The following is a 20833-nucleotide window of genomic DNA, read 5'->3' as shown; positions in this document are numbered from 1 at the left end:
GAGCAGGACCGCCGAGGGCGGCGGTACGAGTGGTATACGGAGGTGGGAGCGCTCCCAATGCGGACGATGGTAGCGGGGTGAGCCCGGCGGGAGAAGAGTGGTGCAGCGGACTCATCCGATGACTGACGTTCCAGGGACCGGCGTCCACAACCGGCGCTTCACAGACCAGCACTCCAGAGAGCGCCGTCCTTCATTCCACGGGCCAGGTGTGCGCCGGCGCGTTCAGATGCATGTAGTCGATGTACTGCCGCGTCATCAGCCGCAGCGCCTCATGGTGGTCGACCCGCGAGGTGGAGTCGATGTGGTGGTACATCTCCGCCTGCCACACCGCGCCGTTACGGCCGGTGACACAGCGCTGCTCGATGATGCCGAGCAGCGGTTCCCGCCACGCCGAGTCCATGCCGGAGAGCTCCAGCCCCCGGTGGGCCATCGGGAGCAGCCGCCTCAGCACCAGCTCCGCCGCGGGGACCTCGCCCATCCCCGGCCAGTACAGGCGGGCGTCGATGCCGTGCCGGGCCGCCGCGTGCAGATTGTCCTCCGCCGCCTGGAACGACATGCGTGACCACACGGGCCGTTCCTCGTCGACGAGCGCGCGGGTCAGCCCGTAGTAGAACGCTCCGTTGGCGAGGATGTCGGCGACGGTGGGACCGGCCGGCAGGACCCGGTTCTCGACGCGCAGATGCGGTTTGCCGTGGGCGACGGCGTAGATCGGACGGTTCCAGCGGTAGATGGTGCCGTTGTGCAGGGTGAGCTCGGGCAGTTCGGGGACGTCGCCGCCCTCGAGCGTCGCGCGCGGGTCCTCCTCGTCGCACAGGGGCAGCAGCGCGGGGAAGTAGCGCACGTTCTCCTCGAAGAGGTCGAAGACGCTGTTGATCCACCGCTCGCCGAACCACACCCGCGGCCGGACCCCCTGCACCTTGATCTCCTCCGGGCGGGTGTCGGTGGCCTGCTCGAACAGCGGGATACGGGTCTCCCGCCACAGCTCCTTGCCGAAGAGGAACGGCGAGTTCGCCGCCAGCGCGACCTGCACCCCGGCGACCACCTGCGCGGCGTTCCAGTAGGCGGCGAACTCTCCGGGCGAGACCTGAAGATGGAACTGCGTACTCGTGCAGGCGGCCTCCGGTGTGATGGTGTCCGCGTAGGTGCGCAGCCTGTCGACGCCGTCGACCGCGATCCGCAGGTCCTCGCCCCGTGCCGCGAAGACCTGCTCGTTCAGCAGCCGGTAGCGCGGATTCTCCGACAGTGCCGCCTCCCCCACGTCCCGCTGCCGCAGCGTCGGCAGGATGCCGACCATGGCCAGGTGGGCACCGACCTCCGAAGCCCGGTCCTCGGCGTGGTTGAGCGCGTCGCGGATCTCCCGCTCCCAGGAGTCGGGGCCGCCCGCCGTCAGCGTCCGCGGGGGAATGTTGATCTCCAGGTTGAACCGGCCCAGCTCGCTCGACCAGGCCGGGTCGGCGATCGCCTCGAGGACGTCGGTGTTGCGCATCGCCGGCTCACCGGCCTCGTCCACCAGGTTGAGCTCGATCTCGAGACCCACCTGAGGGCGTTCGGACTCGAAGCGCGCCTCGCGCAGCATCTGCGCGAACGTGTCGAGGCAGCTCTGCATCTTTTCCCGGTACCGGCGGCGGTCGTCTCGGGTGAAGACGAGCGCCGGGACATCACGCCCCATGGGCCCTCCCCGGGTCTCGTCGGGCGGGCACGGCTTCCCCTTCAATGTCCCACTCCCCGGCCGCACCGACCAGCGGTGCGGGCCGTCACCCGGCGCCCGCGCCGGGTGACGGCCGGCTCCGCCGCCCGGGCCGGCCCGCGGGCCCGTCGCCTCAGCGTGGTGGGCCCGCCAGCAGGTCGTCGCCCAGCCGGGTCCTGCGGTGCAGCACCCGGACCCCTTGGCGGCGGGACGACAGCAGGCCCGCGTCACGGAGGACGGAGACATGGCGGCTCGCGGTCGAGGCGGCGAGCCCCAGCGCCGCGGCGATGCCCGTGGTGGTCATCGGACGGTCCAGTTGCCGCAGCAGCCGGGCACGGGACGCGCCGATCAGCTGGGCGACCGACGACACGGGGTCGGCACGCCGCGACCGGGCGAGCCACTGCGGCTCGGGGGACAGCGGGTGCACCAGCACCGGCGGCAGTTCCTCGTCGACGAGGGCCAGCGGGGCGCGCACGCAGAAGAACGACGGCACGAGCGTCAACGACCGGCCTTGGAGGCGCAGTTCCCGGTCCACGGGGTACGGGGCCCGGAGCTTCCCGCTCTCGCACCGCCATCCAGGAAGCTCGTCGTACCCGGCGAGCAGCCCCTCGGCACCGCGGAGCAGCGCGGCGTCGGCCCGCGCGGCGCGGTCGGCGGCGGCCTGCGTACGGATGACGGACAGGTACGGCTCGACGGCCACGGTGTAGTAGCCGCGCAGTGACCGGGCGAGCCGCCGCAGCGCCTCTGGCCTGCCCTCGGCGAGGGGCCGCACGCCGGGCGGGACGGCGCGGCCGGTGTCGGCGTACAGCCGCAGGAGCTCTGCCGCCAGCCGTCGCCTGGGCGTGGCGAGCACCCGGTCGAGGACGGTGTCGAGGTCCGTGTCGCCGCACCCGGGTGTCAGGAAGTCGGGGAAGTATCCGGTGGGCGGGCACAGCCCCATCAGCGCTCTGGTCGCCGGGACGAGTCCGGCGCGGCCCAGCGCGGCACGGGCCTCGCGCCGCCAGGGGTCGAAGGCGAGCGCGGCCTGCCGGTTCTGGAGCAGATGCAGGCTGAGGGCGGTCTCCCACAGCGGATCGACGCCGGGCGCGACACGCAGCCGGGACAGCTCCCCGCTGCTGAAGTCCACTCGCAGCACTGGCCCACCCCCGGTGGTCGCCGGCGTCCCGTGCGCCGCCGACCGGAGTCTAAGTCCTCGCTTCCTTCGGAGTCCGGCGATCGTCGACGAGACCTGCACCCGTCCCGTCGGGCAGTCGGTGCCGGACGAGCTGTGGAAGCGGTTTCGGCGTGCGGTGCCGCCGACGGTGGTGCGGCGACCCGCGAGGCAGCGGACTCCCGCGGGCCGGAGACAGCAGATCACTGCCGTTCGGCCGCTCGACGCGCCCACCCGCAGGTGACACCGTTCGCCGCGCCGCGTCCCCCCGCCAGGGGCCGGCAGCATCCTGCGGACGGGGGCCGAGCACCGAGTGGAGGAGGTCGCCGTGCCGTCGATCACCGTGAACGGGGCGGACATCTACTACGAGTTGCGGGGCACCGGCCCGCCGGTCATGTTCATCGCCGGCGCGTCCGGTGACGCCGGACATTTCGAACACGTCGCGGAGCTGCTCGCGGACGAGTTCACCGTGCTCACCTACGACCGTCGGGGCAACTCGCGCAGTCTCCGTCCCGACGGCTGGGAGACGACGTCGGTGGCCGAGCAGACCGACGACGCGGCGGGGCTTCTCTCCGAGCTCGGGCTCGCTCCCGCCACCGTGTACGGCAACAGCTACGGGGCGATCTTCGCCCTCGATCTGATGCTCCGCCATCCAGGAGTTGTCCGCTCCGCGGTGTTGCACGAGCCTCCGATGATCTCGGTGCTGGACGACCCGGCGGCAGCCCAGACGAGCGTGGCTGCGGCCATTCAGGAGGGGATGGCACAGGGAGGACCTCCGGCAGCTGTCGACCGTTTCTTCCGCTTCGTGGTCGGCGATGCGACCTGGGACCGCCTGCCCACGGGCCTGCGCGACAGAATGACCTCGAACGGTGAGACGCTGGTCGGCCTGGAGCTGGGCACGTTCGAGTCCTACCGCCCCGACGATTCGGCGCTCGCCGGCGTCACCGCGCCCGGCCATGTCCTGGTCGGCGAGAATTCACCGGGCTCCTTCCACGAGATCGCTGTGTGGCTGGCCGAGCGGACGGGGTTCGAGGTGGTGAGGACACCTGGCTCCCACACGCCCCAGTTCGATCGTCCGGACGACCTCGTCCGGACGATCAGGCCACTGCTGCGCGGGCGCACATAGCCATCACCACCACGCTGGGCCGCTGCGGCGTCGTCCGGGAGCGAGATCGAATGCCGGAACGACGGAAGGGCTCCGTGACCGGAGCCCTTCCTCGGCGGGTTCCCGCGCGCCGCACCGACGGCGGGCGACGAGTGGTCAGCAGAGCGGCACGCCGGGCAGCACCGCGTCCGGGTGGTCGATGTAGATGTTGCTGATGAAACCGTTCTGGTCGCGGAGCTTGCTCCACCAGTTGTTCGTGTATCCCTCGGCGTTGACCGTGTCGCCCTGCTTCTGGCACAGGACACGCACGGCGGTCGGCCCGCCCAACGTGGTGACGACGGGGGCGCTCAGGCGGGCGTCGGCGCGGACGTTGACGCCGCTGCCCCAGGTGTTGAACGGCGTGCCGGTGCCGCCACAGCCGTTGTCACTGGTCAGATACGCCTGGTGGTAGCTGCCCGGGTAGGAGAGTCCCGAGCCGTTGATGACGATGTTCTGGCCGACGCCGTTGTAGAGCTGCTCGTAGTGGATGTGGGCGCCGGAGGAGTTGCCGGTGCTTCCGGTGGTGCCGATCTGCCGGCCCTGGCCCACGTACTCGCCGCTCGCGACGGAGTAGGCGGCGAGGTGGAAGTAGTACGTCTTCCAGCCGCCGCCGTGGTCGATGACGATGTAGTTCCCTGCACCGCCGGCCTGGTAGTGGCGGGTGGCGGTCCCGGCGGCCGAGGCGAGGACGGGTGTGCCGGCGGTCGTTCCGCCGTCGGCGCGCACGAAGTCGAGGGCGCGGCGGACCTCGGCGGAGTGATGGCTGTAGGTCCACCGCTGACCGCAGGGATAGGGGGCCTTGAAGTTGGGCCCGGCAGCCGCCGCGGCGGACCCGCCGGCGTGCGCCGGGACGGCGGACAGCCCCGTGAGCACGAGGACGGCGGCGGCGACCACGGCGGGAAGGCGTCTGAGGAACCTCACGATTGCTCCTTGGTGGGGGAGGCGGCTCTGCGGGGGTCACGTCGAGCCGCGGACGCTGTGAGACCCCGGGAACGTAACGGGACGCCTTGTCCATGACAAGAACACAGGGCCGCCGTTCGCCCAGGATCGAATGTCTTGCACCTGACAACCCCGCCCCGTCACCCTGTCGGCCGCACCCTGACGGCCGAAGACCCGGGCCGCCGGCTCGCCCACGCCCCGAACGTGCCGAAGACACAGATGTGACAAGTCGACGCAACTCCCGACGGAACGCGACCGGACACGACTCGACGAAGGGGAACGAGACCATGCGCTGGAGACGAACGAGCGCCACGACAGGCGGCGGCGCGGCACGACGCCGGCCGGTGGTCGGCATGCTGCCGCTGCTGGCGCTGACCGCGGCGGCACTGGGCACGGGCGCCGCCGCCGCCGATGCGCCGGGCGCCTCGGACGGGTCCCGCGCAGCCGCCCACCGGTTCGCCCCGGCCGCCACCGACGGCACGGCACGGGAGAAGACCCCGTCCCCGGACATCAGAGTCTCCTGGAGCGTGGACCTGGCCGCCGGGTCCGAAGGCGGCTCCGACGACGACGCCAACGTCCGCCACGCGAACGGCGCGCTGCGCATCCGCGACACCACGCTCCCGTCCGCCTCGGCCGGCACGGGGCGCGGCCAGGGCTCCGCCGTGCTGCCGGTGCACCACCTGGAGACCGGCGCCAACCGCGTCGCCGCCGAGGTCCGCGCGGAGCTCCCGCCGGGAGCCGCGGTGGAGGTCGACATCCGCGGCCGTGACCGCAACGGCCCCTGGACCGAGTGGCGGGAGGCTCTCGCCGGCGTACCGGCCGAACTCCCCCGCACCGTCACGGAGGTCCAGGCACGGCTGGTCCTCCAGGGCGGCACGAACCGGTCCGGCCCAGCCGTGAGCTCCCTGCGGCTCACCGCCGACAGCGTGCCCGTCGCCGCTCCCCGCCCGGCCTCGGCCGAACCGTTCACCGCCCGCGTCTACGCCACCCGCGAGGGCCTCGTCGGCGGAACCACCGCCAACGGCCATGTGATCAAGCCGAACGACCACTTCGTCGCCCTGCCCTCGCGGCGCGGGCTCTCCCCCAAGGGCAGCGCCGAGTACTCGGTACGGGTCTGCGGGCCCGCCCGCTGCGAGACGGCGCCGGTCTGGGACGTCGGCCCGTGGAACACCCGCGACGACCACTGGAACCCGTCCTCGGTACGGGAGACGTTCAAGGACCTTCCCCAGGGGATGCCCGAGGCCCAGGCGGCCTACGAGAACGGCTACAACGGCGGCCTCGACGGCTTCGGCCGCCGGGTGCTCAACCCGGCCGGCATCGACCTGGCGGACGGCACCTTCTACAACGTCGGCCTGAGCGACAACGGCTGGGTGACCGTCACCTACCTGTGGACCGGCGACGGCACCACCACCAAGTCCTTCCCGACCTGGGGGACGGACGTCAGCGTCCGCCAGTCGGCCACCACCGCGTCGACCCGCGTCACGGCGCTCCCCGGCCCGACGACGGTACGGGTCCGCTGCCAGGTGCGCGGCCAGCTCGTGCAGACCGACGGCTACAGCAACGACGCCTGGTCCTACCTGCCCGACTACGGCGGCTACGTCTCCAACATCTACATCGACGTGGCGGACGCCTGGCTCCCCGGCGTCCCCACCTGCTGACCGGTCCCCCGACGACCCACCCTCGGCACCTGCCGGCGCGCTGCTCCCCCGGCCGCGCGCCGGCACCTGACCGGCCGGGTCGAAGAGTGTCCGGGCCCCCGGCACATCGCCGGCGTCATGCCGCCGCCGCTGAGCGGGAGGCCGCAGCGATCACCGCCTCGGCACGTTCACTTGCTTCGCCGGCCGACAGAGCGTCGCGTCGTCATACCGCGCCGAGCCGGCGGAGTTCATGTGCAGCGCGGGGGAACACGGACGAGAGGATGTCCGACTGCAGCGCTCCGTCAAGGGAAGACGCGAGGAATTGCGTGCAGGATACGGAGAAGTGCTCCCACCGGTCGCCGCGCGCCTCGTTCACCATGACGGTCCATCGGTCCGGCTCAAGGCCCGGCCGAGCAAGCCAGTAGAGGCATTCTCCGTTGTCCGTGGTCGCCCATGGGATGACTCGGGCCCCCTCGACCTGCAGTTCCGCCGGCTTCCTCTCGAATTCCCACAGGTCTTCCAGGTCTTCGGCCTGGCGCTCCGCCCATTCGACGAGGTCGTAGTTCTCGTTGGGGCAGCCGGGCTCCAGGACGTACAGATAGTCGTCCCAGTTACTTCCCCCATAGACGCGGACGAGTTCCTTGTAGTCGGCGGGAAGCCCGACCCCGAGGCTGCGCTCGACCTCGCGCCAGTCCTTCTGACGGGGCTCGCTCGGCGCTGGGACGATTTCGAGAAGACGCGCAAGGGCGTTGGTCATGACGGGGGTCCTGCTTCCAAGGATCAATGAGGCTTTCCCTCCTGCGTGGACGCCCAGGTCCCGCGGCGGCGACGGACGTGAGGGCCACCGGCGACGATGAGTCGCTGGTGGCCCTCGCGTCCGTCAAGTCACGTCGTCGGACGTGACCCGGCCGGTCCGGTCAGAGCGTCGACGGGTTGCTGCAGCTGTTCAGGAGCGCGCCGCGGTTGTAATAGTGAGGCCACTCCATACGGCTCCGGGTATTGGGACCGTAGACGCCGTCGGCGGCACTGCCCGTGAGTCCGAGCCTGTTGATCTGGAGCCACCTGACGGCCTCGACCGTGGCAGGGCCGTAACTGCCGTCGGCGCCACCGGAGTTGCCGATCCTCTGGGCTGCCCACGTGCCGCCGTAGCAAATCATGATGGCTTGCTGAAGAGCCTCGATCGCCGAGCTGGAACCCACTTGGTAGCCCAAGTAGCAGGAGAGCCCGTTGTCCGTGCGGGCCGGGATCTTGTATTCGTTGCTGGTGCCGGAGAGATGGGGCACGTCGCGCCACGAGGTGGTGTTGCAGGGGCCGTAGGCGGCGTGGGCCGGCGCGGTCATCATCGGGCTGGCCGTCAGGCCGGCGGCGAAGAGGAGCGCCAAGGTCCCCAGCACTCCGCTCCGCATGCGGAGCGACGTCGATACTCGTTGCACGATGCAATCCTTCTGGTCGGTGATGTCGTCTCGGTGACGGCCTCGCCCATGGACCTTAGGGTCGTCGCGGGCTTCGGACTTTGCCATCCGTGCAGGGAACTTTGCCGGTGGTGCACCGCCTCGGTCGGCGCCGCGTCAGGCGGGGCCTGCGTGCCCGGCCAAGCCGTTGCACAGCGGGAGAAAGGCCCGACAGACTGTTGTCGGGAACCGTCCGTGCCGAGGGGTGACTTGTGGGGGAACGGGCCGAGGTGCTGTCAGGCCGGCTCCATGACCGACGCAGCCGAAGGCCGGTCTCATGAGCCCGGTACTGGACACCGCGTTCATACCGCCGCGGGACCGGGAGGAAGTGATCCGGCACGCGGTGTGGGAATCCGTGGTGGCGGTCGACATCGACCACCGTCCTGCCGCTGAGGACATCTCCGTTCGCATAGGGCTCGGCACGGTGGGACCGCTCAGGATCTGTTCGGCGCGGGCGACCGCGGTCACTGTCCGCCGGACGGAGCGGCTGGCCCGGCAGGACGAGGAGCCGGCCGTCTTCCTCGGCCTGCAGGTGACGGGCACCAGCCTGGTGGCGCAGAACGGTCGCCAGTGCGTACTGCGGCCGGGCGAATTCGCCGTCTACGAATCGATCGCTCCCTACACACTTCTCTTCGACGAGGGAGTCGACCACCACTTCATCCGCTTCCCCCGCGCGGCACTCGCGCTGCCCGACCGGCTGCTGCGGGACACCACCACCATCACCTTGGGATCCGACAATCCCGTCGCGCGCCTCGCCTCCACCTACTTCTCCCAACTGGCCGTCAGCGACGAGTTGTACGAGGGGACACACGCCGACGCCGTCGCAGAGCCCAGCATCGAACTGCTCCGTGCCGTCCTGATGTCCCAGCACGGCAACTCCGGCCTGGCCAGGGAGCCGTTGGAGGCGACGCTCGGCCTGCGGATCACTCATTACATCCGGGCGCACCTGGCCGACCCCGATCTGTCGGCCGCACGGATCGCCGCCGCGCACGGCATCTCCGTGCGCCATCTCTACGCTGTGCTGTCCCGGTCGGGCATCAGTCTCGGGGACTGGATCCGTGCGCGACGCTTGGCCGAATGCCGGCGGGAGCTGGCCGGCCCGAACGGCCGACTGCGGACCGTCGCGGCGATAGGACGGAGCTGGGGCTTCGTGGACGCGACCCACTTCAGCAAGGTGTTCAAGCAGGCATACGGAATCCCGCCCCGGGCCTGGCGTGACCAGAACCACCCCCGCTCCTCGGCGTGACGGGCTCCGCGCGCCCGCGCTTCGAGTGACCGGCCCCGGACGCCCGGTCCGGGGCCGGACGCGGGGCCGGCCCCCTAAGGACGGCCCCGCGCCGGCGGTGCTACGTCAGCGCCCCGCCCGTCACCGACGCCGGTGCCGGCGCGTAGCCGGCGGGCCGGGTGGTGAAGGTGCCACGGCCCTGGGTGCGGCTGCGCAGCCGGTTCGCGTAGCCGAACAGCTCGGCCAGCGGCACGGTCGCGGTGACGACCGCCGTACCGGACCGTGTCGCCTGGCCCGAGACGCGTCCGCGCCTGGCCGCGAGGTCGCCGAGGACGGTTCCGACCGCGTCGTCGGGCACGGTGACCGTGACCTCGACGACCGGTTCGAGCAGCGCCATCACGCCGGTACGCAGCGCTTCACGCAGCCCGAAGCGGCCCGCTGCCCGGAACGCCATCTCCGACGAGTCCTTCGTGTGCGTGGCCCCGTCGGTCAGCGTCACGCGCAGCCCGGTCACCGGATGGCCCCCGAGGGGGCCCTCCGCCAGGGCGTCCCGGCAGCCGGCCTCCACCGCGCGGACGAACTCCTGCGGCACCCGTCCACCGGTGACGGTCGACGAGAACGCGAAGCCCTCCGCACGGTCGTCGTCCGCATCCAGCGGTGCGACGTCGAGGACGACATGCGCGAACTGCCCGGCGCCGCCGTCCTGTTTGACGTGCCGGTACACCAGACCGGTCACGCCGCGGACGACGGTCTCGCGGTACGCCACCTGGGGACGGCCGACGCCGACCTCCAGCCCGTGGGCGCGGCGGATCTTCTCCACAGCGACCTCCAGGTGCAGTTCGCCCATGCCCGACAGCACCGTCTGACCGGTCTCCGGGTCGGTCCGGACGGTCAGGGAGGGGTCCTCCTCGACCAGTCGGGCCAGCGCCGTCGCCAGCCGGTCGGTGTCGAGGCGGCTGCGCGCCTCGACCGCCACGGTGACGACCGGGGCGGCCGCAGTGGGCGGTTCGAGGAGCAGCGGCGCGTCCGGCGTGGACAGGGTCGCCCCGGAGCGGGCGGCCTTCGGTCCGACCAGGGCCACGATGTCCCCGGCCTCGGCCCGGTCCACCTCGGCGTGCCGGTCGGCCTGTACGCGCAGGATCCTGCCGATCCGTTCCGAACGGCCCGCACCCACGTCCAGCACCGTGTCCCCCTTCGTGATCGTGCCCGAATAGACGCGCACATACGTCAGCCTGCCCGTGGAGGTGGAGTTCACCTTGAACACCAGCCCCGCGAACGCCGCCTCCGGGTCCGCCGGCCGCTCCTGCTCGGCACCGTCCCGCGTGCCCCGCACCGGCGGTACGTCCGGCGGCGAGGGCAGATACGCGACGACGGCCTCGAGCAACGGCTCGATCCCGCAGTTGCGGTACGCGGAACCGCACAGCACGACGACGCCCTCACCGCTGAGGGTCAGGTCGCGCAGCGCACCGGCCAGGGTCGGCTCCGAGAGGGCGGACCTTTCGCAGAACTCCTCCAGTGCGACGGGGTGGAGTTCGGCCACGGCCTCCTCCAGCAGGCGCCGGCGTCGTGCCGCCTCCGCCAACAGAGCTTCCGGCACCGGGCCTTCCTCGTACGTGTCCCGGCCGGCGGTCCAGATCAGCGAGCGCATGCGCAGCAGATCCACCACGCCGGTGAAGCCGTCCTCCTGTCCGACGGGCAGTTGGACCACCAGCGGGACCGTGCGCAGCCGTTCCCTGATCGACCCGACGGCCTGGTCCAGGTCCGCGCCCGCGCGGTCCAGCTTGTTGACGAACGCGATCCGGGGCACGCCGTGCCGGTCGGCCTGCCGCCACACGGCCTCACTCTGCGGTTCGACCCCGGCGACGGCGTCGAACACGGCGACAGCGCCGTCGAGAACCCGCAGCGAACGCTCGACCTCGTCGGCGAAGTCGACATGGCCGGGTGTGTCGATCAGGTTGATCCGGTGGCCGTCCCAGTCGCAGCTGACGGCCGCGGCGAAGATGGTGATGCCGCGGTCGCGCTCCTGCGGGTCGAAGTCGGTGACGGTCGTGCCGTCATGGACCTCTCCCCGTTTGTGGGTGGCTCCGGTGAGGTACAGGATCCGTTCGGTCACGGTGGTCTTGCCGGCGTCGACGTGGGCGAGGATGCCCAGGTTCCTGACGCGGGTCAGCGGACTGGTGGGAACGGATCGGTGTCGCGGGTCGGTGCGCACGGCCCATGGCCTTTCAGGTGTGTCGGGAGACAGGCAGCGCGATTCCCGTGCGAGGGGCCTCGGTCGCGGATCCGGCGCCGTCCCCGGCAAGGGGGCACGGGCACATGTCCCTGCCCGAACGGGCACGGGCGCATGACGGCATGCCGGGCGGGCGACCTTGCGGTCGCGCACCGGGCAGGCGGGGATCAGGCGTTCGTCACGGGCTTCCGGTGGCGGCCGCGCAGCCGGCACCGGGTGGGCGTGGACATCAGGATCACGTCGTAGCGTGACCGGGGAACGACGACGGCAGTGCGGCAACGCATGGTCGTGCTCCCCTCGATCCGACGCCGGACGGCGCTGCGATGCCGTGTGCACCGCGCGGGCCGAGTCTAGGGAGCCGGGCCGGGCTCCCGACACCGGTTTTCCGACCCGGCGGTTCGGATCCGGCTTTCGTCGGCCGGGCCGTCGTCGACTCGACGCTTCCACGGCGCTCCCCCGAGGCCGCCGGCCACTGAGGCGCGTGACGAAGGCCGTGCCCGCCGTCCGTCCGGCGGGCACCGCATTCGTCATCGCGCGGGCACCGCCTTCGTCATCGCGCGGGCACCGCCTTCTTCATCGCGCGGGCGCCGCCTTCTTCATCGCGCGGGCACCGCCTTCGTCATCCCGCAGGCTCCGCGCGTGCCGTCGACCGGCCCAGGTACAGGACCGGACCGGGGTCCGGCACATCGATCTCCCGGAAACCAAGGCGTCCGTAGAAGGCCCGCGCGGCGGTGTTGGCCCGCACCATGCAGAGGTGCACGGCCGGCACCCCAGCGGCCTCCAGGGCTTGCAGCAGCGCCCACATCAGGGCGCGTCCGAAGCCGCGTCGCTGCCACTCCGGCAGCAGATCGATGTGCAGATGCGCCGGGAAGGGCGCCAGCTCCGGCAGCACCATCCGTTCCGGCCGGTGCAGGAGTACGAGCATCTCCTCGACGGGGGTCGCCGGCTCTCCCGCCGGCTCGGGGTACCGATCCGCCACGACCGGCAGCCACTCGGCGCGGAACCGCTCCGCGAAGCGCGGGGTGTCACAGGCGCCCAGGATGTAGCCGACGGCGTGCCCGGTGCCGTCGTCCAGCACGAACGCGAACTCGGGCTCCAACTCGACGTAGGGGAAGGCGAACAGCGTCGGCATCAGCCCGGGATCCGGATAGAGCGACGTCGAGTCCCCGCCCTCATGAGCCGTTCTGACGCAGATGTCCGCCAGCGCCGCCCGGTCCGAGGGCCGGTAGCGGCGCACAAAGGGAACGAGGTCCATGCGGCGCATGTCTACAGGAGTGGGAGCGCTCCCACAAGGCGTTTCCCACCGTCGAGGTCTCCGGCCGTGGGACGCGCGTACGGCCTGCGCACCGATCCAGAACTCGTACGCAGAGTCAGCGTACGAGTACGCACGGTGGACGAGGGGGTCAACCGGACAGGACCATGGGCCGGTTGCGACACGGTACGTGGAAGGTGGCCGGCATGGCGGCGTGCGAGACCAGCGGTGACGACGGGAACAGCGAGGCGGACGGCGCCCGTTGCGTACCGGGCGGTCCGCCCGGGGACGTGAACGGCGCCACGAGCGCCGCCGAGCCGGAGAGTTCGGACAGCCTCAAGGCGTTCGGCGAGGTGGTCAAGGCGTTCCGGAAGCGTGCGCGGCTGACGCAGGAACAATTTGCTCCGCAGGTGCGGTACTCGGTGCCGACCGTCGCCTCCATCGAACAGGGCCGCCGGTTCCCTCCGGCGGCGTTCGTCGACCGGGCGGAGGAGGTGCTCGACGCCTTCGGCGCGCTGCGGGCGCGGCACGGCATCTGTCGCGGCGGCCGGGACTGGCGAGCTGGTTCCGGCAGTGGGCGCAGTTGGAGGCGGAGTCGGTCAACCTCTATACGTACGAGTGCCGTTTGATCCCGGGCCTGCTGCAGACGGAGGCGTACGCGCGCACGCTGTTCTCGGAGCGCCTGCCGCCACTCGGCGACGACCAGATCGAGGCCATGCTGTCCGCGCGGACGGAGCGTCAGAGACTGCTGCGGGAACGGCCGAACACGGCGTTCAGCTTCATCGTCGAGGAGCATGTGCTCCAGCGCGGGGTGGGCGCCGGCCCGGAGCTTCTCCACCACGTCCTCGAGCTCGCGGCGCTTCGGAACATCGAGGTCCAGGTCATGCCGCAGAGACGAGTGACCCACGCCGGTATCGACGGTCCGATGCAGCTCCTGGAGACGCCGGACAACAAGTGGTACGGCTACTGCGAGGGGCAGGAGAGCGGACAGCTCATCTCCGACCCCAAAGTGGTCAGCATGCTCCAGATGCGGTATGCCAGGATGCGGTCACAGGCTCACTCCTTGGAGGAATCCCTGAGCCTGCTGCGGCGGATGCGAGGAGCAGCATGAGCACCACAGAACTGGCCTGGTTCAAGAGCAGTTACAGCGGCAGCTCCGGCGACAGTTGCGTCGAAGTGGCGACCACCCCCGCGACCGTCCACGTCCGGGACTCCAAGGTCGAACAGAGCCCTGAACTCGCCGTGTCACCCGCGTCGTGGACGAGCTTCGTCTCGTACGCCGCCCGGGCCTGACACCGGAGGAGCGCCCCGCGCCGGTTCACGTCCGGTTCCGGGGCGCACACTTGATCACTGGTCATCGGTGGCGTCGCGGTACGAAGCGGACCGTCAGCCCCGGCACGGCCTGCGCGGCCGGGGACAGCAGGCTCTCGGGGACGACCCCGATCACGGGATAACCACCGGTGGTGGGGCAGTCGGCGAGGAAGACCACGGGCCGGCCGTCGGGCGGCACCTGCACCGCGCCGACCACCATTCCTTCGCTCGGCATTTCACGGTGCACGGCCCGCTCCAGCGGCGGGCCCTCCAGCCGCAGGGCGATGCGGTTGCTGTGCTGGGAGATCTCGTAGCGGCCCCTGGCGAGGGTGTCCACCGCGGCGGCGGTGAACCAGTCGTCGCGCGGCCCGAGCAGCAGGGGCAGCACCAGTTCCTCCGGCGGCGCCGGCCACAGCAGCGTGTCGGCGTGCAGCGGTGGGCCGGTCACCTCGCCGAGGGGCACCGTCTCCCCGTCCCTGAGCGGGGCCGGACCGAGCCCGGAGAGCAGATCGGTGGAGCGGCTGCCCAGCACGGGGGCGACCGCGATGCCTCCGCCGACGGCGACATAGCTGCGCAGGCCGCTGGTCGGCGCGCCCACGTCGAGCACGGCGCCGGCGGGCAGACGCACGGCCGTTCCCCACGCCGCCGGCCGGCCGTTCACCCGCACCGGCGCCGGCGCCCCCGTCACGGCGGCCACCACCGAGCGGTCGGTCCGCACCGCGACCCCGGTCAGCGTGGTCTCCAGGGTCGCCGCGTCGGCGGGGTTGCCCACCAGCCGGTTCGCGAGCCGGTGCGCGGGCAGGTCGAGGGCCCCGGCCCGCGGTACGCCGAGCCCGGCGTGACCGGACCGGCCGAGGTCCTGGACGGTGGTGAGGGCGCCGGCCCGTACGACGTCCAGCGTGCCGCCGCTCATGCCGGGCGCCGCCTCGCGGCCGATGCGGCTCCCGGCGGGGCTTCCTCGGGGACGAAGCGCACGCGCGTGCCGGGTATCAACAGTGCCGCGGGCTCGCGTTCGAGGTCCCACAGGCGCGCCCCGGTCGTCCCGATCAGCTGCCAGCCGCCCGGCGAGGCCCGCGGATACACACCGGTGTAGGGGCCGGCGAGCGCCACCGACCCCGCGGGCACCGACGTGCGGGGCGCGGAACGGCGCGGCACGTGGTACCGCTCGCCGAGGCCGAGCATGTAGGCGAACCCCGGGGCGAATCCGCAGAACGCCACCCGGTGTTCCGTACCGCTGTGGATCCGCGCCACCTCGTCCTCGGTGACGCCCCACAGGTCGGCGACGGCGCCGAGATCGGCCCCGTCGTAGCGCACCGGGATCTCGACCAGAGGCCCGCCGGCGGCCGCCGACAGGGGAACGGACCACCGGCTCAGCTCGGCCTCCATGGCGTGGACGTCGGCGACGCCGTAGAGGAGCACGGTCCGGTCCCCCGGCACGATGTCGCGCACCGGCACAGGGACTCCCCGGCCGCACCGGTCGAGGATCCGGGCATGCCAGGCCTGCGCCTCTTCCGGCGTGTCCAGGTCCACGAGCAGGGAATCCTCCCCGACCGGTCTCAGCCTCATACGAACGCCTCCACCCTGATCCCTGCCGCGTCGAGCGCCGCGCGCACCTGCCCGGCCGCCGCGACCGCTCCCGGGGTGTCGCCGTGCACGCACAGGGATCGTGCCCGTACCGCCACCGGCTCGCCGGTCAGCGCGGTGACACGGCCGTCCCGCGCGAGAGCGACGGCCCGGCGGGCGACCTCCGCCGGATCGGTGATCACCGCACCGGGGGTGCTCCGGGGAACCAGCGTCCCGGCCGCCGTGTAGGCGCGGTCGGCGAACGCCTCTTCGGCGACGGGGAGGCCGACCCGCGCCGCCTGCGCGTGCATGGCGGAGCCGGGCAGGCACAGCACCACGAGCCCGGGGTCGGCCAGCCGGGCGCCGGCGGCCACCGCGGCCGCCTGCTCTTGGTCGGCCACCACCCGGTTGTAGAGGGCTCCGTGGGGCTTGACGTAGCTCACCGCCGCTCCGGCGGCGCGGGCGAACGCCTGGAGGGCGCCGATCTGGTACGCGACCTCGTCGGCGAGCTCGTCCGCCGGCACGTCCATGGCCCGGCGGCCGAAGCCGGCGAGGTCCCGGTAGGAGACCTGGGCCCCGATCCGTACGCCGCGCTCGGCGGCCGTGTCGCAGACGCGGCGCATGGTGCCGGGATCGCCCGCGTGGAAGCCGCAGGCGACGTTCGCGCTGGTGACCAGGGACAGCAGGGCCTCGTCGTCGGTGAGGGTCCATCGCCCGAAGCCCTCTCCGAGGTCCGCGTTGAGGTCGATCACGAGGTCTGTCACCGCTTGGTCTCCTTGGGAACGGTCCGTCGGTCAGGAGGTACCACCGCGCTGCTCCGGGCGCACCTGCGGCGGTCGGGCCGCGTTCACGATCACACCACACAACATAGAAAATCGTTGAACGATCCGACAAGGTCTCTGTTGTTTCGTTCAATGATTTCCGGTTGACTGACCCGGACAACCGGCGCAGTCCCGGGAGCCGCCGGACGACCGCCGGCCGTGCGAGAAGGACGGACACATGACAGCCGAGGTCGACCCTGCCGTGCTCGCCGGCGACCGCGCCCTGCTCGGACGCTCCAGCACCGCCGACCGGGTCGCGGACATCCTGCGCACGCGCATCTCCGAGGGGTACCTGCCGCCGGGGAGCAAGCTGTCGGAGGACGCCATCGGCGGCGCCCTGGGCATCTCCCGCAACACCCTGCGCGAGGCGTTCCGCCTGCTCACGCACGAACGACTGCTGGTCCACGAGCTCAACCGCGGCGTCTTCGTGCGCATGCTGACCGTGCAGGACGTCACCGACATCTACCAGGTGCGCAGACTCATCGAGTGCGCGGCGGTACGCGGCCTCGAGGACCCGCCCTTCGACCTGAGCCACGCGGAGGCGGCCGTCGCCGAGGGCGAGAAGGCCGCGAAGGAGGGCGCGTGGCGCGACCTCGGCACCGCCGACATCCACTTCCACCACGCCGTCGTGGCCCTCGCCCGCAGCAGACGCCTCGACGACCTGATGCGCGGCATCCTCGCCGAACTGCGCCTGGTCTTCCACACGATGGACAATCCACGCGGCTTCCACGAACCGTATCTGGAGCGCAACCGCGAGATCCTCTCCGCCCTCAAGACGGCGGACCGCACCAAGGCCGAACTGCTGCTCGCGGCGTATCTCGACGACGCGGAGCGACAGTTGGTCGACCGGTACTCCGAACTCCTCGGCCCCTGAAGCACCCTGGGCCCGCGCGGCGCTCCGCCCGCCCGTCAGCCCGTCAGCCGGCCGAGGTTGCCCGCGCGGCGAGCCATTCGTCCCGCGTGAGGGCATGGATCACGGTGTCGCGCCGGCCTGTGTCGCCGTAGCGGTCCTGCCGGAACGGCGCTTCCCTGCGCATGCCGAGACGCGCGCAGAGGGCCAGGGAGGGCTCGTCGGCCGCGTCCACCGTCGCCGCGACCCGGTGGGCGCCCAGGCCGGTGGCGAGGTCGAGGAGGGCCGCGGCCGCCTCGTGGGCGTAGCCCCTGCCCTGGAAGCCCGGGTGCAGGACCCGTCCGACCGCGACCTGGGCGTGGGCGGCGCTGACGAGGATGAGGGTGAGGTCGCCGATGACCCGCCCGCCCCGACCGCTGCCGAGGCCCGGCTCACCGGGCAGTACGACGGCGAGGGCGACCGCTTCACCGTCGGCGGCCAACGTGCGCTGCCTCGCCCGTAGTTCGGTGTGCTCGGCGCCGGCTTCCCGGTCGCGCAGCGGCCAGAGCACGCGGTTCACCGCCCACCGGACGGTAGCCGCCGCGTCGGCGACCCATCCCACCGGTCCGGCCTGCTCCGGGTGACGTCCGGCCTGCTCCCGGCGCCCCCTCGGCGCGCCGCTGGCGTTATGCAGGCAGATGCCTGCATAATCGAGGAGTGAGCGACGAGGCGACAGCGATGGACCGGGTCTTCAAGGCGCTGGCCGACCCCACCCGGCGGCTCCTGCTCGACCGCCTGCGCGAACACAACGGCCGGACGCTCCAGGAGCTGTGCGAACACCTCTCCATGGCCCGCCAGTCGGCGACGCAGCATCTCGACGTCCTGGTGCGGGCCGGCCTCGTCACCGTCGTACGGCGCGGACGGGAGCGGCTGCACTACCTCGATCCGGGACCGATCCACCGGATCGAGGAGCGCTGGATCTCAGAGTTCGACAGGCCCCGCCTGCAAGCGCTCGGCGCCATCAAGCACCAGGCAGAGGAGTACGCCATGACCGAGGCACCACAGCCCGTGCCGACCTACGTCTACGTGACCTACATCCGCGCGAGCGCGGAGCAGGTGTGGAAAGCCCTGACGGACGCGGACCTGACCGCGCGCTTCTGGGGACACGCCAACGTCTCCGACTGGCAGCCCGGCTCGACGTGGGAGCACCGGCGCGTCGACGGATCGGACAAGGTCGACGTCGTCGGCCGGGTGATCGAGGCCGAGCCCCCGATGCGCCTGGTCATCACCTTCGAGGACCCGCTGGGGACCGAGGCGCCCGGCGGAGGCTCGGTGGTGACGTTCCTTGTCGAGCCGCACGAGGACATCGTCCGCCTCACGGTGACCCACGAGAACCTCCCCGACCGGGAGATGCTCGAAGGAATCTCGCAGGGATGGCCGGCCGTGCTGGCGAACCTCAAGTCCCTGCTCGAGACCGGCGAAGTCCTGCCGCAGGCGCCGTGGGACATGTAGCCGCACCCACCCGGGGCGGCGATCGTCGCCGCCCCCGTCTTCACTCCGCGCACGATCGCAGAAAGCAGAAGACATGATGGACACCACCCCGCTCAGGGACGCCTACCGGGCGCTGCTCGACGCCGCCGCCACGGTTGCCGGGTCCGGCGACGCCGTCGCCGTCCCGCCGGCCGGCGAGTGGAACGCCGACCAGATCCTGGCGCACGTCTCGCTCGTCAGCGCCGCCACCGTCGCGGCCGCATCCTGTGTCGCTTCGGGGGCCAACACGACGTACGACAACCGCATCGCTCTCGACACCTGGACCATCGAACGCGTCATCGCGCTCGCCGGTGGCAACGAGAGGCTCCGGGACCGCGTTCGCCTGCAAGGAGAGGCTCTCTGCGCGTTCGGCGGACCGGCACTGAGCGAGGCCGAACTCGCCACACCGGTGCCCACGCGGCTGCTGTCCGGCGGCAAGGTCCTGGTGGATCAGCCCGTGCCGCTGAAGGACCTCGTCACGGGGCTGGCGGAAGTGGAGCTGCCCGGCCACACGCGACAACTCCTGGCACTGCTGCCGGACGGCGCCGGGGGCCGAGCCGCGACGTGACACGGAAGGGTCGGCTCAGCCGGAGACCTCGCCGGAGCTCTCGGCCGACTGTCCGGCGGCACGGCGGATCTCGGCGTTGATGCGCCGCGCTTCTTCGAGCTGGTCCTCGAGGATGACGATGCGGCAGGCGGCTTCGACAGGGGTGCCCTGGTCGACGAGTTCACGCGCGCGGGCGGCGATGCGCAGCTGGTACCGCGAGTAGCGCCGGTGACCGCCCTCGGAGCGCAGCGGGGTGATCAGCCGCGCTTCACCGATCGCCCGGAGGAAGCCGGGCGTGGTGCCCAGCATCTCGGCGGCCCGTCCCATCGTGTAGGCGGGGTAGTCGTCGTCGTCGAGCCGTCCGCCGAGCGCATTATCCGCTGTCATCTGCACCTCTTCTTCGTAAGAACGCGTCGAGGGGCCCTGGTGCCGTACGGCACCAGGGCCCCGAAGGAAATTGAACACCATCTGTCGGCCCTAGTCCTGCGCCGACCTTCTGTTTCCGCGGCATCGCCCCGAAGAGGGACGGGAGCGCGGGGATCGCGAATGCGTGACCGGGGACCACCTTCCGTTCCGGGGTCTTGCGGTACCCGGGGAGTCTTCCTCTCCCGGGCGATCCTGATGGCGTCTGCTTCCTCCGTTCCTTCCTCCGGGCGACCGCGGACGGTCGCGATGTGCCACTTTCCTGGTACTCGGTACTGCTTCCGGTGGCCCCTCATCACCGCGGGCCACCCAGTGCGGGGCCAGCCCCGTCGCCATCCTGCGAAACCGGCTCCGGAACTCCACCACCGCACCGAACTGCGGGTACTGCGTACTGCTACTGCTCGGCAGTTCGTCTCTGCCGGGCTCTCTCTGATCTCGGCTACAACAGGAACACTAACCACCGCGGGGACGAATGTCTACTACGGCGAGCATAGATTTTTGGGTGCTCGGGACGGAAGTAACGTGAGATCGACGCCAGCGCCCTGCCGATGCTCCCTGCCCTGCTCAGAAGCGTGGCCGGGGCCGGACGCGGCCCGGACGGGGGCCCGCCGGCGGCAGGACACCGACACCGCAGCAGTGCAGAGGGCCGGGGTGAAATAAACTCGCCTGTCATGTCGAAACCTGACGCTCTGCTCGTCGACGTGGCCGCCCTGGTGGAGTCCGGGCAAAGCAATCTCATGTCTCTGACCGTGGTCACCGGTGGCGCTGTCATCACGGGCCGGCTGGCCCCCGAAGCCGTGTGGAGGCAGCGTGTGTCGGAGGTCCTGACGGATTCGGAGAGCCTCCGCGCGTTCTCCGGCGCCTTCAGCGCCTCCCCCGCCCGGCAGGGCCCGCCCACCCATCTGCACTTCCACGTGGCGCGGATCCTCCAGGGCACGGTGGGGATCCCGGAAACAGGCGGCATGTACCGCGTCTCCATCGAGGACGTCAGCGCCTGGACCGTCGGCGACTTCAGCTATTCCGACCAGTGAATCCACCCCTACGAGGCAGTGACAGCACATGAAGAGGGCCCGACCGGCGCGCGCCGGTCGGGC

20 protein-coding genes and 1 pseudogene are annotated in these 20833 nt (G+C 71.6%); 9 read left to right on the top strand and 12 right to left on the bottom strand.

The annotated features are described in order from the left end of the window. Positions 1-190 precede the first annotated feature (190 nt). On the bottom strand, positions 191-1669 hold the full coding sequence (locus tag AB0K36_RS28100) for a glutamate-cysteine ligase family protein (protein ID WP_364599688.1): 1479 nt from the start codon (positions 1667-1669) through the stop codon (positions 191-193). Positions 1670-1820: 151 nt separating this feature from the next. Further along, on the bottom strand, positions 1821-2822 hold the full coding sequence (locus tag AB0K36_RS28095; protein ID WP_364599686.1) for a helix-turn-helix domain-containing protein: 1002 nt from the start codon (positions 2820-2822) through the stop codon (positions 1821-1823). A 343-nt stretch (positions 2823-3165) separates the two neighbouring features. Between AB0K36_RS28095 and AB0K36_RS28090 the strand changes: the two genes are divergently transcribed. After that, positions 3166-3963 carry an alpha/beta fold hydrolase gene (locus tag AB0K36_RS28090; RefSeq protein WP_364599684.1) on the top strand — a complete coding sequence of 266 codons (798 nt, stop codon included), beginning with the start codon at positions 3166-3168 and terminating at the stop codon, positions 3961-3963. Positions 3964-4098: 135 nt separating this feature from the next. On the opposite strand, the gene AB0K36_RS28085 is transcribed toward AB0K36_RS28090, so the two are convergent. Next, positions 4099-4902, bottom strand: a complete 804-nt coding sequence (locus tag AB0K36_RS28085) for a peptidoglycan DD-metalloendopeptidase family protein (protein ID WP_364599682.1) — start codon at positions 4900-4902, stop codon at positions 4099-4101. A gap of 305 nt (positions 4903-5207) precedes the next feature. Here AB0K36_RS28085 and AB0K36_RS28080 point away from each other — a divergent pair, with 305 nt between their 5' ends. Beyond that, positions 5208-6578: a DUF8814 domain-containing protein gene (locus AB0K36_RS28080; protein ID WP_435877948.1), complete on the top strand. Its 1371-nt coding sequence runs from the start codon at positions 5208-5210 to the stop codon at positions 6576-6578. 202 nt (positions 6579-6780) lie between these two features. On the opposite strand, the gene AB0K36_RS28075 is transcribed toward AB0K36_RS28080, so the two are convergent. Continuing rightward, positions 6781-7314: an SMI1/KNR4 family protein gene (locus AB0K36_RS28075; protein WP_364599680.1), complete on the bottom strand. Its 534-nt coding sequence runs from the start codon at positions 7312-7314 to the stop codon at positions 6781-6783. A 160-nt stretch (positions 7315-7474) separates the two neighbouring features. Then, positions 7475-7990, bottom strand: a complete 516-nt coding sequence (locus AB0K36_RS28070; RefSeq protein ID WP_364599678.1) for a peptidoglycan-binding domain-containing protein — start codon at positions 7988-7990, stop codon at positions 7475-7477. A 295-nt stretch (positions 7991-8285) separates the two neighbouring features. Between AB0K36_RS28070 and AB0K36_RS28065 the strand changes: the two genes are divergently transcribed. Continuing rightward, on the top strand, positions 8286-9254 hold the full coding sequence (locus AB0K36_RS28065; protein ID WP_364599676.1) for an AraC-like ligand-binding domain-containing protein: 969 nt from the start codon (positions 8286-8288) through the stop codon (positions 9252-9254). A 100-nt stretch (positions 9255-9354) separates the two neighbouring features. On the opposite strand, the gene fusA is transcribed toward AB0K36_RS28065, so the two are convergent. Both fusA and AB0K36_RS28055 read right to left on the bottom strand, forming a co-directional pair. After that, positions 9355-11445, bottom strand: coding sequence for an elongation factor G (gene fusA / locus AB0K36_RS28060; RefSeq protein WP_364599674.1), 2091 nt, complete (start codon positions 11443-11445; stop codon positions 9355-9357). A 637-nt stretch (positions 11446-12082) separates the two neighbouring features. Further along, complete coding sequence (locus AB0K36_RS28055; RefSeq protein ID WP_364599672.1) at positions 12083-12718, bottom strand: GNAT family N-acetyltransferase; 636 nt, start codon at positions 12716-12718, stop codon at positions 12083-12085. A gap of 203 nt (positions 12719-12921) precedes the next feature. On the opposite strand from AB0K36_RS28055, the pseudogene AB0K36_RS28050 reads away from it, so the two are divergent. Both AB0K36_RS28050 and AB0K36_RS28045 read left to right on the top strand, forming a co-directional pair. Then, a pseudogene (locus tag AB0K36_RS28050) lies at positions 12922-13826 on the top strand (helix-turn-helix domain-containing protein). Next, a complete protein-coding gene (locus AB0K36_RS28045) occupies positions 13823-14008 on the top strand; it encodes a DUF397 domain-containing protein (protein WP_364599670.1) in 186 nt (61 codons plus the stop codon). Before AB0K36_RS28050 ends, AB0K36_RS28045 begins: the two are co-directional and overlap by 4 nt. Before the next feature lie 61 nt (positions 14009-14069). On the opposite strand, the gene AB0K36_RS28040 is transcribed toward AB0K36_RS28045, so the two are convergent. From AB0K36_RS28040 to AB0K36_RS28030, 3 genes are read right to left on the bottom strand one after another with little or no spacing between them, the layout of a single operon-like run. Next, positions 14070-14939, bottom strand: coding sequence for a 5-oxoprolinase subunit C family protein (locus tag AB0K36_RS28040; RefSeq protein WP_364599668.1), 870 nt, complete (start codon positions 14937-14939; stop codon positions 14070-14072). Next, positions 14936-15592 carry a 5-oxoprolinase subunit B family protein gene (locus AB0K36_RS28035; protein ID WP_364599666.1) on the bottom strand — a complete coding sequence of 219 codons (657 nt, stop codon included), beginning with the start codon at positions 15590-15592 and terminating at the stop codon, positions 14936-14938. Before AB0K36_RS28035 ends, AB0K36_RS28040 begins: the two co-directional genes overlap by 4 nt. Beyond that, complete coding sequence (locus AB0K36_RS28030; RefSeq protein ID WP_364599664.1) at positions 15589-16353, bottom strand: LamB/YcsF family protein; 765 nt, start codon at positions 16351-16353, stop codon at positions 15589-15591. The genes AB0K36_RS28035 and AB0K36_RS28030 overlap by 4 nt, the downstream gene beginning before the upstream one ends. A gap of 235 nt (positions 16354-16588) precedes the next feature. On the opposite strand from AB0K36_RS28030, the gene AB0K36_RS28025 reads away from it, so the two are divergent. Further along, entirely contained in the window at positions 16589-17284 is a 696-nt protein-coding gene (locus AB0K36_RS28025) for a GntR family transcriptional regulator (RefSeq protein WP_364599662.1), read from the top strand. 43 nt (positions 17285-17327) lie between these two features. Here AB0K36_RS28025 and AB0K36_RS28020 read toward each other — a convergent pair whose 3' ends face one another. After that, on the bottom strand, positions 17328-17861 hold the full coding sequence (locus tag AB0K36_RS28020; protein WP_364599660.1) for a GNAT family N-acetyltransferase: 534 nt from the start codon (positions 17859-17861) through the stop codon (positions 17328-17330). Positions 17862-17977: 116 nt separating this feature from the next. Here AB0K36_RS28020 and AB0K36_RS28015 point away from each other — a divergent pair, with 116 nt between their 5' ends. Further along, complete coding sequence (locus tag AB0K36_RS28015; RefSeq protein WP_364599723.1) at positions 17978-18751, top strand: ArsR/SmtB family transcription factor; 774 nt, start codon at positions 17978-17980, stop codon at positions 18749-18751. A gap of 73 nt (positions 18752-18824) precedes the next feature. Continuing rightward, a complete protein-coding gene (locus AB0K36_RS28010; protein ID WP_364599659.1) occupies positions 18825-19337 on the top strand; it encodes a hypothetical protein in 513 nt (170 codons plus the stop codon). A gap of 15 nt (positions 19338-19352) precedes the next feature. Here AB0K36_RS28010 and AB0K36_RS28005 read toward each other — a convergent pair whose 3' ends face one another. Next, positions 19353-19703, bottom strand: a complete 351-nt coding sequence (locus AB0K36_RS28005; RefSeq protein ID WP_364599657.1) for a helix-turn-helix domain-containing protein — start codon at positions 19701-19703, stop codon at positions 19353-19355. 707 nt (positions 19704-20410) lie between these two features. On the opposite strand from AB0K36_RS28005, the gene AB0K36_RS28000 reads away from it, so the two are divergent. After that, on the top strand, positions 20411-20770 hold the full coding sequence (locus AB0K36_RS28000; protein ID WP_307708747.1) for a hypothetical protein: 360 nt from the start codon (positions 20411-20413) through the stop codon (positions 20768-20770). Positions 20771-20833 lie beyond the last annotated feature (63 nt).

Origin of the sequence: Streptomyces kurssanovii, from assembly GCF_040677245.1 — a bacterium.
Classification (GTDB): Bacteria; Actinomycetota; Actinomycetes; order Streptomycetales; family Streptomycetaceae; genus Streptomyces; species Streptomyces kurssanovii.
The sequence above is the reverse complement of the archived record's forward strand: the minus strand, read 5'-3'. Positions and strand labels throughout refer to the sequence as shown.

Bases quoted from the DNA above. Each gene is read 5' to 3' on its own strand.
- AB0K36_RS28065 (WP_364599676.1), top strand. From the start codon at position 8,286: ATGAGCCCGGTACTGGACACCGCGTTCATACCGCCGCGGGACCGGGAG.
- AB0K36_RS28040 (WP_364599668.1), bottom strand. From the start codon at position 14,939: ATGAGCGGCGGCACGCTGGACGTCGTACGGGCCGGCGCCCTCACCACC.
- AB0K36_RS28080 (WP_435877948.1), top strand. From the start codon at position 5,208: ATGCGCTGGAGACGAACGAGCGCCACGACAGGCGGCGGCGCGGCACGA.
- AB0K36_RS28005 (WP_364599657.1), bottom strand. From the start codon at position 19,703: ATGACAGCGGATAATGCGCTCGGCGGACGGCTCGACGACGACGACTAC.
- AB0K36_RS28000 (WP_307708747.1), top strand. From the start codon at position 20,411: ATGTCGAAACCTGACGCTCTGCTCGTCGACGTGGCCGCCCTGGTGGAG.
- AB0K36_RS28045 (WP_364599670.1), top strand. From the start codon at position 13,823: ATGAGCACCACAGAACTGGCCTGGTTCAAGAGCAGTTACAGCGGCAGC.
- AB0K36_RS28025 (WP_364599662.1), top strand. From the start codon at position 16,589: ATGACAGCCGAGGTCGACCCTGCCGTGCTCGCCGGCGACCGCGCCCTG.
- AB0K36_RS28100 (WP_364599688.1), bottom strand. From the start codon at position 1,669: ATGGGGCGTGATGTCCCGGCGCTCGTCTTCACCCGAGACGACCGCCGC.
- AB0K36_RS28075 (WP_364599680.1), bottom strand. From the start codon at position 7,314: ATGACCAACGCCCTTGCGCGTCTTCTCGAAATCGTCCCAGCGCCGAGC.
- AB0K36_RS28015 (WP_364599723.1), top strand. From the start codon at position 17,978: ATGGACCGGGTCTTCAAGGCGCTGGCCGACCCCACCCGGCGGCTCCTG.
- AB0K36_RS28010 (WP_364599659.1), top strand. From the start codon at position 18,825: ATGATGGACACCACCCCGCTCAGGGACGCCTACCGGGCGCTGCTCGAC.
- AB0K36_RS28035 (WP_364599666.1), bottom strand. From the start codon at position 15,592: ATGAGGCTGAGACCGGTCGGGGAGGATTCCCTGCTCGTGGACCTGGAC.
- AB0K36_RS28055 (WP_364599672.1), bottom strand. From the start codon at position 12,718: ATGGACCTCGTTCCCTTTGTGCGCCGCTACCGGCCCTCGGACCGGGCG.